Origin of the sequence: Stutzerimonas kunmingensis (genome assembly GCF_002929225.1) — a bacterium.
Lineage (GTDB): Bacteria > Pseudomonadota > Gammaproteobacteria > Pseudomonadales > Pseudomonadaceae > Stutzerimonas.
On sequence record NZ_PISM01000020.1, the window covers coordinates 302,828 to 317,057 of the forward strand.

Here is a 14,230-nt window from a genome sequence, read left to right on the forward strand (position 1 = left end):
GTCGGTATCCTTGGAAGATTCTTCTTATAGGAATGGCTTGTCGGTATGACGGGTTGACGTTAGCGTCAACCTCACAGGGCTTCAAGTTTTGCGTAGCTGAGCATCAGCCATTTGCTGCCCTCGTCCTCGAAATTCACCTGCACCCGCGCCTGGGCGCCGGAGCCTTCGAAGTTGAGGATGGTGCCTTCGCCGAACAGCGAATGGCGTACACGCTGGCCGAGGCTGAACGGCGTTTCCGGCACGCCGGCGCCGTCGAACAGCGACGAGCCGCTCATGCTCTTGCCGCTGAACGAGCGCGTCACGGTATTGCTCAGACGTACTTCCTGGATCAGCGCCGGCGGCACTTCGCGGACGAAACGCGAGATCTTGTTATAGGTCTCGCTGCCGTACAGCCGGCGCGTTTCGGCGTAGGTGATCACCAGCTGCTGCATGGCGCGGGTGATGCCGACGTAGGCCAGGCGGCGTTCTTCTTCCAGACGGCCGGATTCCTCCAGGCTCATCTTGTGCGGGAACAGGCCTTCTTCCATGCCGACCAGGAACACCAGCGGGAACTCCAGGCCCTTGGCGCTGTGCAGGGTCATCAGCTGCACGCTGTCCTCGTGGTCGCCGGCCTGCTGTTCGCCGGCCTCCAGCGAGGCGTGGTCGAGAAAGGCCGCCAGCGGTGACTGGACGTCGTCGTCCTCTTCGCTGTAGCTGTCGAAGGCGCGCGCGGCGGAGACCAGTTCCTCGAGGTTTTCCACCCGCGCCTGGGCTTTCTCGCCCTTTTCGTCGCGGTGATAGGCAAGCAGCCCGGACTGCTCGATGACCAGCTGCGCCATGCTGTGCAGCTGCATGCCTTCGACCTTCAGCGCCAGGGTATCGACCAGCTCGACAAAGGCGTTCAGCGCGCTGGCAGCGCGGCCGGAAACCGCCTTGGTACCGACCGCCTGATGCAGCGCCGCCCACATCGACAGGCCCTGATCACGCGCCAGCTGGCGCAGTGCTTCGACGGTCTTCTCGCCGATGCCGCGCGCCGGCACGTTGATCACCCGTTCCAGCGCCGCGTCGTTGTCGCGGGTCTGGATCAGGCGCAGGTAGGCCATGGCGTTCTTGATCTCGGCGCGCTCGAAGAAGCGCTGGCCGCCGTAGATGCGGTAGGGAATCTTCTCGCGCAGCAGCGCCTCTTCCAGCACCCGCGACTGGGCGTTGGAGCGGTAGAGGATGGCGATCTCGCTGCGGCTCACGCCGTCGCGGATGGCCTTCTCGATGCTCTCGACCACGTAGCGCGCTTCGTCGTGCTCGTTGAACGCGGCGTACAGGCTGATCGGCTCGCCCTCGCAGCCGGAAGTCCAGAGCTCCTTGCCGAGACGGCCCTGGTTGTTGGCGATCAGCGCGTTGGCGGCCTTGAGGATGCAGGCGGTGGAGCGGTAGTTCTGCTCCAGGCGGATGGTTTCGGCGTCGGGGAAATCCTGGCTGAACTGGTGCAGGTTTTCGATCCGCGCGCCGCGCCAGCCGTAGATCGACTGGTCGTCGTCGCCGACCACCATCAGGCTCTCGCCGCCCTTGGCCAGAAGCCGCAACCAGGCGTACTGCACGGCGTTGGTGTCCTGGAATTCGTCCACCAGCACGTGGCGGAAACGCCGCTGGTAGTGATCGAGCAGGCCCGGGTGGTCGCGCCACAGGTCCAGGGCGCGCAGCAGCAGCTCGGAGAAATCGATCACCCCGGCGCGGGCGCAGGCCTCTTCATAGGCTTCGTAGATCTTCAGCTGGGTGGCGAGGAACAGGTCACCGCCGGCCTGGATGTTGCGCGGACGCAGGCCTTCGTCCTTCTGCGCGTTGATCCACCACTGCGCCTGGCGCGCCGGCCAGCGTTGCTCGTCGAGGCCGAGTTCGCGGATCACCCGTTTGACCAGCCGCTGCTGGTCGTCGGAATCGAGGATCTGGAAGTTCTGCGCCAGCTTGGCTTCCTGCCAGTGCGCGCGCAGCAGGCGGTGGGCCAGGCCGTGAAAGGTGCCCACCCACATGCCCTGCGGGTTCACGTGCAGCAGCTGCTCGATGCGCTGACGCATCTCGGCGGCAGCCTTGTTGGTGAAGGTCACCGACAGGATCGAGTGCAGCGAGGCGCGCTCGACCTGGTGCAGCCAGGCGATACGGTGCACCAGAACGCGGGTCTTGCCCGAGCCGGCACCAGCCAATACCAGCTGGCGGCCAAGCGGCGCGGCCACGGCCTGGCGCTGAGCATCGTTGAGGGAATTCAGGAGGAGAGAGAGATCGTCATGCATCGCGGCATTCTATTGGAAATGCCTGCGCTGCGCTCGCCCTGCGGTCCATTCGAAAGCGCAGTCTGCGGCAAACCGGCGCGGGCGCGGTCCTGGTCGATCGCGCCTGGTGGAACCTTCCGCTGGTCGGCTGGAGTACCGATCGCCGTTTTTCCGACGCACCATGGTATGACGCGACGCCATCAACGTGCCATTATCGACGGTGGTATGGTTCCGAGGGAACCTGTTTTAGGTGCAGTTATTACTAGAACAATATTCATGACCGATTCCATCCGAGCTGCCGGCCCGGCATCAACACAGCCATTGTCCCGCGGGGCGTCGGCGGCCGATCTCGTTGCCGAGCGCACCCGGCTGCTGTATCGAGGTTCGCGCGTACCTGCCTGGCTGTTATTGCTGGCAACGCTGGTTCTCGGCGTGGTGCTCTGGGGCGAACAGGGGGGTATCGAGCTCGGGCTGTGGCTGGGCTGGATGGGCGCGCTGGCACTGTTGCGCTTGCAGCAGATCTTCGCCTTCAATCGGGCCAGCCCTGAGGCGCAAGCCGCGCCGTGCTGGCGCTGGCGCTTTCTGCTCGGCAGTGGCGCGTCTGCGCTGAGCCTGTGCTACGCAATGGTCGTGCTGGTGCCGGCCGATGTCTTCGTTACCCAGGCGCTGCTGTACGGACTGATCGGTTCGGTCGTTGTGGCCGCCAGCGTCGCTTACGGGGTCTGCCTGCCCGCCTTCTTCAGTTTCGCCGTGCCCAGCCTATTGCCGACCGGCCTTCTGCTGATGACCAGCAGCCATCCGCTGCAGCAGGGCTGGGGCTTGCTGGCGATGATCGTGCTGGCGACCCTCAGCCTGATCGGCTGGCAGATCAGCCGGCTGGTGAACGACGGACTCGAACAGCGGCTTCACAAACAGCAACTGATCGAACGGCTGGAAACCGCCGGCCGCGAAGCCGACCAGCTCAATCGTCGTCTGGCGTCAGAAGTGGAGCAGCGCCGCCATGCCGAAAAGCAGCTGCGCAGTGCCTACGATGGCCTCGAACAACGCGTCGCCGAGCGCACCGCAGAACTCGCGCAGCTCGCCGAAGAGCTGGGGGAAAGCGAGGCGCGGCTGAATCTGGCGCTGGACGCCAGTGGCCTCGGCCTGTGGGACTGGGATCTGCAGAACAACCATGTTCATCATTCCCGTCTGGAGGTGGTGTTCGGCATCGGCCGGCAGCACCGCCACGATGAGGATGGCTCGCCACTGCCGGACATCCATCCCAAGGATCTGGAAGGCGTGCGCGCCATCCTGATCGCGCACCTGAAGGGCGAAACCGAGCAGTTTGCCGTCGAATACCGTGCATTGCGCGCCGACGGCAGCGAAATCTGGCTCGAGGACCGTGGCCGGGTGATCCAGCGCGACGACGCTGGCCGCGCCCTGCGGCATGATCGGCACCCGTCGTGACATCAGCGAGCTGCGCCGCCAGGCCGAACAGCAGCGCCTGGCAGCGACGGTGTTCGAAGCAGCCAGCGAAGGCATGGTGATCATGAACGATCACTACCGCGTGCTGGCGGTCAACGACGCCTGCTGCGCGTTGTCCGGCTACAGCCGCGAGGAGCTGCTCGGCCACAGCGTGGCGCGCATCGCCGGCTCGCCGGAGAGCCAGCGCCAGTACCAGACCATGCGTGAAGCGCTGGAACTGCACGGTCACTGGCAGGGCGAGCTGATCGAGACCCGCAAGAGCGGCGAGGTCTACCCGCAGTGGGTGCAGCTGCGCGAAGTGCGCGATGCCAACGACAGTGTCACCCATGTGGTCGCGTTCATCTCCGACCTCAGCGTGCGGCGCAAGATCGAAGAGCGTCTGCGCTACCTGACCCATTACGACGACCTCACCGGGCTGGCCAACCGCGGCCTGCTCAAGGAGCGTCTGCACGAGGCCTGCCAGCGGGTGCGCCGCAACGGCCGCAATATGGCGGTGCTCTACATCGATCTGGACCGCTTCAAGCTGCTCAACGAAAGCCTCGGGCACGAGGCCGCCGACGCATTGCTGCGCGAGATGTCGCGGCGCATCACCCAGACCCTGGCCGATGCTGACACCATCGCGCGGCTATCCGGCGACGAGTTCGTCGTGCTGTTCGACGCCTACGGCAGCCTCAGCAGCCTGGCGCATCTGGGCAGCCGGCTGCTGCAGCGAATCCGCAAGCCGCTGATCATCGATGAGCAGGAGCTGGTCATCAGCGCCTCCATCGGTGTCAGCCTGATGCCTGACAACAGCCGTGACGCGGAAGTGCTGCTGCGCCAGGCGAACATGGCCATGCAGCAGGCCAAGCATCTGGGCGGCAACACGCTGCAGTTCTTCACCGACCGGCCGCAGGCGTCGAGCATGCAGTACCTGCAGCTGGAGAATCAGCTGCGCAAAGCGCTGGAAGTCGGCCAGCTGGAAGTCTTCTATCAGCCACGTCTGAGTCTGGCCGACGATGCTCTGGAGGCCGCCGAAGCGCTGGTGCGCTGGCGTCATCCGCAGCGCGGGCTGGTCGCGCCGGCGCACTTCATTCCGCTGGCGGAAGAAACCGGTTTGATCATTCCGCTCGGTGAGTTCGTCCTGCGCGAGGCCTGCCGCCAGGCACGCCAGTGGCAGCAGGACGGGCTGGCGGAGATTCGCGTGTCGGTGAACCTCTCGGTCAAGCAGCTGCGTCAGGGCAATTTCGTCAGCCTGGTGCGCCAGGTACTCGAGGAAACCGGCCTGCCGGCGACGATGCTGGAGCTGGAGCTGACCGAGAGCCAGTTGCTGGACGATATCGACAATGCCATCAGCATCAGCGAGCAACTTCGAGCGCTAGGGGTCAGGCTGGCGATCGACGACTTCGGCACCGGCTTCTCGTCGCTGAGTTACCTCAAGCGCTTCCCGGTGGACTACGTGAAGATCGACCGCTCGTTCATCAGTGAGCTGGAGCATTCCAGTCAGGATGCGGCGATTACCCGGGCGATCATCGCCATGGTCCACAGCCTGGAGCGCAAGGTGGTGGCCGAGGGGGTGGAAACCCAGGCGCAGATGGATTTCCTCAAGGCCAACCAGTGCGACGAGATTCAGGGCTACCTGCTCAGCCCGCCGGTGCCGGCCGAGCAGTTCGCCGAATTACTGCGCTAGCGGCGACGCGGTAACGCGCCGCCCGTAGCGGCGTCAGCCGCGGGTGGTGCTGCCTTCGAGCTCGCGCATCAGCAGCGCGTAGCGCAGATCGACGTCTTCCGGCACCGGCAGGTAGACCGTGTGACCGTCGCCCGGAGCCACCTCGATGGCTTCGCCGCGCTTGTTCTCCAGCTGCTCCAGGCGCAGGTTGAGGTTGCCCTGCGGCGTCATCAGTTCCAGCCTGTCGCCAACCGCGAAGCGGTTCTTCACCGTCACCTCGGCCAGGCCGTTGCGGCGTTCGCCGGTCAGCTCGCCGACGAACTGCTGACGCTCGGAGAGCGAGAAGCCGCGCTCGTAGTTCTGGTATTCGTCGTGCACATGGCGGCGCAGGAAGCCCTCGGTGTAGCCGCGGTGGGCCAGCGATTCGAGGGTATCCATCAGCGACTTGTCGAATGGCCGGTCGGCGAGGGCGTCGTCAATGGCCTTGCGGTAGACCTGCGCAGTGCGCGCCACGTAGTAGTGGCTCTTGGTGCGGCCTTCGATCTTCAGCGAGTGCACGCCCATCTGCACCAGGCGCTCGACGTGCTGCACGGCGCGCAGGTCCTTGGAGTTCATGATGTAGGTGCCGTGCTCGTCCTCGAAGGCGGACATGAATTCGCCCGGACGGCTGCTGTCCTCGAGCAGGAATACCTCATCGGTCGGCGCGCCGATACCGAGGGTTGGGTCGGGGCTGGGAGTTTGTGCCGGCTGCACGACGATCGGCTCGTACTTGTGCACGATGTCGCCGACTTCGTTCTCCTTCGCCTCATGGGTCTTGTACTCCCAGCGGCAGGCGTTGGTGCAGCTGCCCTGGTTGGGGTCGCGCTTGTTGATGTAGCCGGACAGCAGGCAGCGGCCGGAATAGGCCATGCACAGCGCGCCGTGGACGAACACTTCCAGCTCCATGCCTGGCACCTGTTCGCGGATCTCGCCAATCTCCTCCAGCGACAGCTCGCGGGAGAGGATCACGCGGCTGACGCCCTGGCTCTCCCAGAACTTCACCGTCGCCCAGTTCACCGCATTGGCCTGTACCGAGAGGTGGATGGTCTGCTGCGGGAAGTGTTGGCGCACCAGCATGATCAGCCCGGGGTCGGACATGATCAGCGCATCCGGTCCCATCGCCACCACCGGCTCCAGGTCCTTGATGAAGGTCTTCAGCTTGGCGTTGTGCGGGGCGATGTTGACCACCACGTAGAACTGCTTGCCCAGTGCATGTGCTTCGTCGATGCCAAGCTTGAGGTTGGCATGGTCGAACTCGTTGTTGCGCACGCGCAGGCTGTAGCGCGGCTGCCCGGCGTACACCGCATCGGCGCCGTAGGCGAAGGCATAGCGCATGGATTTCAGCGTGCCGGCAGGCGACAGCAGCTCGGTGCGGTAGGGGGTGCTCATGGCGCGGGACTCGCAGGAGGGCATCGAAGAAGCGCGGCATTTTACTGCGCTCGGCGGTCGATTGCGCGTCGTCTGCGATATTCGGGGTGAGGCGCAATGGCGCCCCGCCTGAGCGGGGCGCCGAGGATCAGGCGGCGGGCGCTTCCTTGAGCATGGCGTAGAGCCGGTCCTTGAGCTGCAGCTTCTCCTTCTTCAGGGTCTCGACCTCGCTATCGGTGCCCGGGACGATGTGCGCTTCGATGTTCTTGACCCGTTGATCCAGCTCGTTGTGCTCGTCGAACAGGCGGGCAAAGGTCTTGTTTTCCGCCTTCAGGCGGGTGATCAGGTCGCGGTACTCGGGGAACATGGCAACTCCTGCGGCATGGATGAGCGGGTTGGGCAGATCGGCTCGGGCCGAGCTGCCTGGTGCTTCCATGGTCGTACCGGTGCTTGCCTGTGGTATTGACCCGCGTCATGCGCCGTCGGGAAGCCGGACAGCAAAACGCCGGGACGAGCCCGGCGTTTCGGTCTTGCGCCTGGATCAGGCCGCGGCGATCACGTCGCCGTGGTTTTCCGGCTCGATCAACGCGCGGTGCAGCGCGGCAATGGCGGCGTCGTAGTCCTCTTCGTTGACCACGCACTGCATCTCCACCTGACGGATCGACTGGTGGATCGCCTGGATGCTGATGCCCGCTTCGGCGAGCGCCGCCACGGTCTTGGCCAGGATGCCCTTGACCTTGAGGTCCGAACCGATCGCCGAGACGATGGCCAGGTTGTGCACCGTGACCTCGGCCGCGGGGTACTTCTCCTCGATCAACTTGGCCGCGCGGTTGATCAGCTTGCGCGAGCCGGAGGCGTAGTAGGTGATGCTGTTGGCATCGGAGTCCTTGTTCACCACGTAGAGCTTGAGCTGCTTGAGCAGCTTGCTGATTTCCATGTCGTGGCTGATGTCGCCGAGCATGTCCTGGTCGAACACCTCGATGCCGAAGACGTCCTTGCGCCCGGCGATGATTTCCACGCAGGGCTTCTCGCTCTTGTAGTCCTGGCTGATCAGCGTGCCGCCGTGCTCGGGCTCGAAGGCATTCTTGATGCGCAGCTCGACACCGGCACGGCGCAGGGTCTTGGCCGCGCGCGGGTGGATCGCTTCCATGCCGAGGTTCGACAGCTGGTCGGCGACGTCGTAGTTGGTGCGGCCGATGGTCACCACCTTGTCGGCACCGACCAGGTTCGGGTCGGCGGAAGAGAGGTGGAATTCCTTGTGGATGATCGCTTCATGCGCGCCGGTGGCGGCGGCGATCTGTGCGAAGGTGATCTCGCTGTAGCCACGGTCGTAGGTGTTCATCAGGCCTTCGGCGCAATGCGTGTAGCCGGTGGCGACCACCAGTTCGCGGCTCAGGTCGAAGCCGGCGAAATGGCTGGCGATCATCTCCTCGAACGGCAGCGGCGCTTCCTGCTGCCAGCCGGTGAGGTCGGCCAGGCGCGCGTTGACGCCGCGCTGCTTGAGCGCCAGCACCGAGTTGAAGGCGCTATGCGCTTCACCGAGGGAGGCGAGCATCTCGCGCACCTTCATCAGATGCTCGGAGAGCTGGAAGTGGCCGTAGGCGCAGAGCTTCTGCAGGCTGTGCATGCACTCGCTGGCGTCGTCGATGCGCGAATTGATGAACTGGTTGGCGGCGTGCAGCTCGTACTCGGAGCTGAACAGCTCGGCGTTCTTCGCCAGCATGCGCTGGCGCACGCCTTCCAGCGCCTCGCGCCAGGCGCCTTCGCTCTGGGCATCGGCAAAACGCTGGTAGACGCCGGGCTCGCCGGTCTTTTTGTGTTCCAACAGCAGATTGGTCATGCCGCTGTAGGCCGAGACGACGAAGACGCGCTGGTACAGCGCTGCGCCTTCCCGGCGGCCGATGAAGATGTTGTCGAGGACTTCCTCGAAGCGGCTCATCGACGTGCCGCCGATCTTTTCTACGGTATGCATCTTTTTATTGCGTCCGAATCTGGCAGGCCGTTGACGGGCCCGGCGCGGCTGGCGCACCTGTCGATCAACGAGCTGGAAGTGAGTTCATCCCTGGGCCAATAAGCGATCGGCCAAGCCGGGGGATCGGGCCCGTCATCAGACGCGCCCGATCGCCTCAGAGATACTGTTGCGGCTGAATGTCCAGCGGCTTGAAGTTTTCGCGCTCGGCGACGAAGGCCGGGCGGGGTTTCTGCTCGCAGAACGGCGGCTGCACGGCATTATCCACGTGGTTGTAGACGTAGAACAGATTGCTCCGCGCGCTGGGTGTGATGTTTCCGTTGGAGCCGTGCATGGTGTTGCAATCGAAGAACACAACGCTGCCGGCAGGGCCGGTGGCGCAGTCGATGCCGAAGCGGCTGGCCAACTCGCTCAGGCTGTTCTGGTCGGGCACACCGAACTCCTGCTTGCGCAGGGACTTCTCGTAGTGGTTCTCCGGCGTGGCGCCGACGCAGCGCACGTAGTGCTTGTGCGAGCCGGGCATCAGCATCAGCGGGCCGTTGTGCGGCTCGTTGTCGGTCAGCAGGATCGAGCAGGACAGGCAACGCATGCGCGGCATGCCGTCCTCGATGTGCCAGGTCTCGAAGTCCGAGTGCCAGTAGAACTCCTTGCCGGTGAAGCCGGGCTTGAAGTTCATCCGTGACTGATGCACGTACAGATCACCGCCGAGAATGTAACGGGCGATGCCGGCGGTGCGCTCATCGGCGGCCACGCGGGCGAACAGTTCGTTGTCGCTGTGGATGTCGAACACCGAGCGGACGGCGCCGCTGTCAGGTTCCTTGATGGTCTTGCCGGAGCCGGCGACGGCCGGGTCCTGGCGCATGCGCTCGAGTTCGGCGCGGAATACCGCCACTTCGTCGGCGCTGAACAGGTTGGGGATGACCAGGTAGCCGTCGCGCTCGAAACGCTCGATCAGCTCCGCCGCTATCGGCGCATTCTCCAGGTCGCTGCGGTAGACGACCGGATCCAGGCGTTCCTGCCAGCTGGGCTGGTCTTCCTGGCGCGAGGGATACAGGTCGGCTTGCATAGGGTTCACGCTTACCTCCTTTTCTTGTGATGGTGGGGCAGCTCCATGGCCGCCCCGGTAAACCGGTATCAGACGGTTTCAGCCTCCAGCGGATAGACGCCGCTCTCGTCATGTACTTCCTTGCCGTTGAGCGGCGGGTTGAAGACGCAGGCCATCTTCATGTCCTCGCTACCGCCGCGCAGCAGGTGCTCGTCGTGCTTGTCGAGGATGTACAGCGTGCCGGGTTCGATCTTGTAGATCTTGCCGTCGGCGATGGTCTCGATCTCGCCGTTGCCGCTCATGCAGTACACCGACTCCAGGTGGTTCTGGTAGTGGATGTGCGTCTCGGTGCCGGCGTAGATGGTGGTTATGTGGAACGAGAAACCCATGTTGTCGTCTTTGAGCAACAGACGGGTGCTGTCCCAGGTGCCGGTTTTGCTGTGGACCTTGCGGTCGGTCTGCTCGCACTCGGCGAGGGTTCTGACGATCATTGCAAATACCTCAGGAAGCTTGGTTTTCGGTCTGCTCGCTCATCACGGCAGCGAAGGCCTTGTCGAGAATGGCGAGTGCGCGGTCGATCTGCTCTTCGCTGATGATCAGTGGGCAGAGACACTTGACCACTTCGCTGTGGGCGCCGCTGGTTTCGATCACCAGGCCGTTCTCGAAGGCGTGACGGCAGACGGCGGAGGCGATATCGCCATCCGGGCAGCTGATTCCGATCATCATCCCGCGGCCCTTGAGGAACAGCGAATCCGGACCGTGGCGGCGGACGATGCGCTGCATGCCGTCGGCGATGCGCTTGCCCTTGGCCTTCACGCTGTTGGCGAACTCGTCGTTCTGCCAGAAGTGCTCGACGGCTGCGGCAGCAGTGACGAACGCATGGTTGTTGCCGCGGAAGGTGCCGTTGTGCTCGCCCGGCTTCCACTGGTCCAGCTCGGGGCGCAGCAGCACCATGGCGAATGGCAGGCCATAGCCGGACAGCGACTTGGACAGGGTCACGATGTCCGGATGGATGCCCATTTCCTCGAAGCTGAAGAAGGTCCCGGTGCGGCCGCAACCGGCCTGGATGTCATCGACGATCAGCAGCATCTCGTGCTTGCGGCAGAGCTTCTCGAGCTTGCGCATCCACTCGGTCGACGCGGTGTTCAGTCCGCCTTCGCCCTGCACCACCTCGACGATCACCGCGGCGGGCTTGTCGATGCCGCTGGAGGGGTCGGAGAGCAGCTTGTCCATCATGCCGATGGTGTTGGTCTTGTCGCCGAAGTAGTTGGCGTACGGCATCCTGCTGACATCGGTGAGGCTGATGCCGGAGCCGCCGCGGTGATGCTGGTTGCCGGTCGCGGCCAGCGCGCCGATGCTGCAGCCGTGGAAGCCGTTGGTGAAGCTGATGATGTTGTTGCGCCCGGTGACCTTGCGCGCCAGCTTCATCGCCGCCTCGACCGCGTTGGTGCCGGTCGGGCCGGTGAACTGCATGCGGTAGTCGCCCATGCCGCGCGGCTCGAGGATCAGCCGGTTGAAGGTTTCGAGGAAACGCTCCTTGGCTTCGGTGTACATGTCCAGGCCGTGGGTGATGCCGTCGCTCTCGATGTACTCGAGCAGCGCCTGCTTGAGCACCGGGTGGTTGTGCCCGTAGTTGAGCGTGCCGGCACCAGCGAGGAAGTCGATGTAACGCTTGCCGTCTCTGGTGACCAGTTCGGCACCCTGGGCCTGGTTGAAGACCACGGGGAAGGAACGGCAGTAGCTACGAACCTTGGATTCGTTCAGTTCAAAAGTTTTCATGCGTGCTCCTTGAGCTCTTCTTCTAGATGGGAAACGGTGAACGGGCCGGCGCGGTAGAGCACCTCGTCCTCGTGCTGACCGCCAAAATGCGCTGCGCGGGAAAACAGCGTGCGCGTGGTGCAGTCGGCACCCAGCCGGTCGAATGCCCGCTTGAACAGTGCCTGCGACGCCGCGTTGTCCGGGGAAATGGTGGTTTCCATGAAGCGCACGTCGTGCTCACGGGCCACACGGGCCGTCAGCGCCAGCAGCATGCGCAGGGCCAGGCCCTGACCGCGCATCGAACTATCGACGGCGACCTGCCAGACGAACAGAGTGTCCGGGCGGGCAGGGGGGCGGTAACCCGAGATGAAACCAACCAGTTCGCCCTGGGCGTTCTCTGCGGCGATGGCGGTGTCGGCGAAATCGGAACACTGCAGCAGGTTGCAGTAGACCGAATTGGTATCGAGGGGCTGGCAGCGCGCCACCAGCTGATGCAGGTTGTAACCGTCGCCGTCGGTTGGGCGACGGAGCACTACGGTAGGGAAACTCAAAACAATGCCTTTGGGGTTGTTGATTGAATTCCTTTTTAGGGTAGGCATATCCGGAGAAGTTTCTCAACCCGAACTTCTGAATATGCGAAGTTAAGATCGCTCAATATATCGCTCGATCCCGCGTAGTTACGGCGATTGCGCCGTGGATGTTTCAGTCTGTTTCATTTCGCCAGGCCGGCGGTGAAGGCTGATAGTTACGGGGAAGTTTCGGGAGTGCCGCGAGAAGTTCGCTGGCGGTGATGCGCAGAAGTTCGCCTTGAGTGGCCATGGCGTAGCTGAAAGCAGCATGAATGCTGGCTTTGCTGTGGCTGAGCGATGCCCGAATCGTTCGCCATGCACGCGCTGTTGGGCATGGTGTGCTGCGGATAAGTGTGCGGGGAAGAATCAGGCTGAGAATCGACGCGGAAATAGCACTAAATGGTGGCGTGAACTATCGATGATATTCCGCTGATGTGACGTCTGTATGTCGGCGCGATATGGCCACGGCCGAGCTAGTTGCTCGGCGTAGTTGTGGTGGCCGCGATCGATGATTTGAGAAAGTCTGCCGATCCGCTCTATCTCGCGTTATGCGGGGCCTGTGGCGAAGTTGTCGGAAGTTGTGCCAGACAACTTCATTGCCACCAGCGATGACCCTGGCGTTCGATGAATTGATGGGCCTGTTCCGGGCCGTCCTCGCCGGCCGGATAGGGGCGCGGCTTGCGGTAGTAGCTGTGCCAGCCGCGCAGGATCGGATCGACCCAGTTCCAGGCCGCCTCGACCTCGTCACGGCGCATGAACAGCGTGGAGTCGCCTTCGATCACATCCAGCAGCAGCCGCTCGTAGGCTTCCCAGCGACGGGTGCTGCTGAAGGCGTGCGCCAGGTTCAGATCCAGCTCCACCGGTTCCAGCTGCATGCCCTTGCCGGGTGCCTTGGCCATCAGCTGCAGGCTGATGCTTTCTTCCGGCTGCAGGCTGATCACCAGGCGGTTCACTTCACCCTTGCTGAACAGCAGGTGCGGCACCTGTTTGAAGGTGATGATGATCTCCGAGCGCTTGCGCGCCATGCGCTTGCCGGTGCGCAGGTAGAAGGGCACGCCAGCCCAGCGCCAGTTGTCGATCTCGGCCTTTACCGCGACGAAGGTTTCGGTGTCGCTGTCGTTGTCGATGTTCGGCTCGAAGTAGTAGGCCTGCACGTCGTGGCCACCGATGCGGCCGGCGCCGTATTGGCCGCGCACGGTCTTGTCCAGCACGTCGTTGCCGGTGATCGGCTTCAGCGCCTCGAGCACCTTCACCTTCTCGCCGCGGATGTGCTTGGCATCGAAACGCACCGGCGCCTCCATTGCCACCAGGCAGAGCAGCTGCAGGAGGTGGTTCTGCAGCATGTCGCGCATCGCGCCGGCGTTGTCGTAGTAGCCGCCGCGGTTCTCCACGCCGAGGGTTTCGGCGACGGTGATCTGCACATGGTCGATATGCCCGGAGCGCCAGATCGGCTCGAACAGCGCGTTGGCGAAGCGCAGCGCCATGAGGTTCTGCACCGTTTCCTTGCCCAGGTAGTGATCGATCCGGTAGATCCGCGACTCAGGGAACACGGCGCCGATCGATTCGTTGATTTCCAGCGCCGAGTCCAGCGAATGGCCGATCGGCTTTTCCAGCACGATGCGCGCATCGTCACCGGCCAGCCCGGCGCTTTCGAGATTGGCGGCGATGGGTTCGAACAGGTCCGGCGCGGTCGCCAGGTAATACACCCGCACACGGCCGTCGGCCTGGCCGAGGTGATGGGCAAGGCGCACGTAGTCGCCGCGCTGTGAGGCATCCATGGCGAAGTAGTCCAGACGCTGGGCAAAGGCCTGCCAGGTGTCAGGGCTGAAGTCGCTGCGGGCGACCTGCGCGCGGCAATGCCGCTCGGCCAGGGCCAGGTAGCCGTCGCGGTCGAGCTTTTTGCGCGCCAGGGCGAGTATCCGTACGTCGGCGTGCAGGCGTCCGTCACGGTGCAGGTGGTAGAGCGCCGGAAGCAGTTTGTGCAGCGTCAGGTCACCGGTCCCGCCGAACACGAGCATGTCACAGGATATCGACATCGATTCTCTCCCAGGGCCAAAAAATGGGCGTCGTGGCGAGGCTTGTAGTATAACTACCGCCCCACTACAACCCGCTGACGGCTGAGCGGCGCCGATC

General features: G+C 63.9%; 9 protein-coding genes and 1 pseudogene. 1 reads left to right on the top strand and 9 read right to left on the bottom strand.

All coding sequences use genetic code 11. From position 1 onward, the window contains the following. Window positions 1-71: 71 nt before the first annotated feature. Complete coding sequence (gene uvrD, locus CW305_RS16090; RefSeq protein ID WP_104098394.1) at window positions 72-2,261, bottom strand: DNA helicase II; 2,190 nt, start codon at window positions 2,259-2,261, stop codon at window positions 72-74. A 255-nt stretch (window positions 2,262-2,516) separates the two neighbouring features. Between uvrD and CW305_RS16095 the strand changes: the two are divergent. Continuing rightward, window positions 2,517-5,370, top strand: a pseudogene (locus CW305_RS16095) (putative bifunctional diguanylate cyclase/phosphodiesterase). 33 nt (window positions 5,371-5,403) lie between these two features. On the opposite strand, the gene trhP reads toward CW305_RS16095, so the two are convergent. The 8 genes from trhP to zwf form a co-directional block, all read right to left on the bottom strand. Next, window positions 5,404-6,777, bottom strand: coding sequence for a prephenate-dependent tRNA uridine(34) hydroxylase TrhP (gene trhP / locus CW305_RS16100; protein ID WP_023444810.1), 1,374 nt, complete (start codon window positions 6,775-6,777; stop codon window positions 5,404-5,406). Window positions 6,778-6,904: 127 nt separating this feature from the next. Next, window positions 6,905-7,123, bottom strand: a complete 219-nt coding sequence (locus tag CW305_RS16105) for an HP1242/YdcH family protein (RefSeq protein WP_041015392.1) — start codon at window positions 7,121-7,123, stop codon at window positions 6,905-6,907. Window positions 7,124-7,297: 174 nt separating this feature from the next. Then, on the bottom strand, window positions 7,298-8,728 hold the full coding sequence (locus tag CW305_RS16110; protein ID WP_090522661.1) for an aspartate kinase: 1,431 nt from the start codon (window positions 8,726-8,728) through the stop codon (window positions 7,298-7,300). Between the two features lie 154 nt (window positions 8,729-8,882). After that, window positions 8,883-9,791, bottom strand: a complete 909-nt coding sequence (gene thpD, locus CW305_RS16115) for an ectoine hydroxylase (protein ID WP_104098395.1) — start codon at window positions 9,789-9,791, stop codon at window positions 8,883-8,885. A 68-nt stretch (window positions 9,792-9,859) separates the two neighbouring features. Continuing rightward, window positions 9,860-10,261 carry an ectoine synthase gene (locus CW305_RS16120; RefSeq protein WP_003297794.1) on the bottom strand — a complete coding sequence of 134 codons (402 nt, stop codon included), beginning with the start codon at window positions 10,259-10,261 and terminating at the stop codon, window positions 9,860-9,862. Between the two features lie 10 nt (window positions 10,262-10,271). Continuing rightward, entirely contained in the window at window positions 10,272-11,549 is a 1,278-nt protein-coding gene (ectB, locus tag CW305_RS16125) for a diaminobutyrate--2-oxoglutarate transaminase (protein WP_104098396.1), read from the bottom strand. Next, on the bottom strand, window positions 11,546-12,061 hold the full coding sequence (ectA, locus tag CW305_RS16130; RefSeq protein ID WP_003297792.1) for a diaminobutyrate acetyltransferase: 516 nt from the start codon (window positions 12,059-12,061) through the stop codon (window positions 11,546-11,548). Before ectA ends, ectB begins: the two co-directional genes overlap by 4 nt. A 629-nt stretch (window positions 12,062-12,690) precedes the next feature. Next, complete coding sequence (gene zwf / locus CW305_RS16135; protein ID WP_090522669.1) at window positions 12,691-14,133, bottom strand: glucose-6-phosphate dehydrogenase; 1,443 nt, start codon at window positions 14,131-14,133, stop codon at window positions 12,691-12,693. Window positions 14,134-14,230 lie beyond the last annotated feature (97 nt).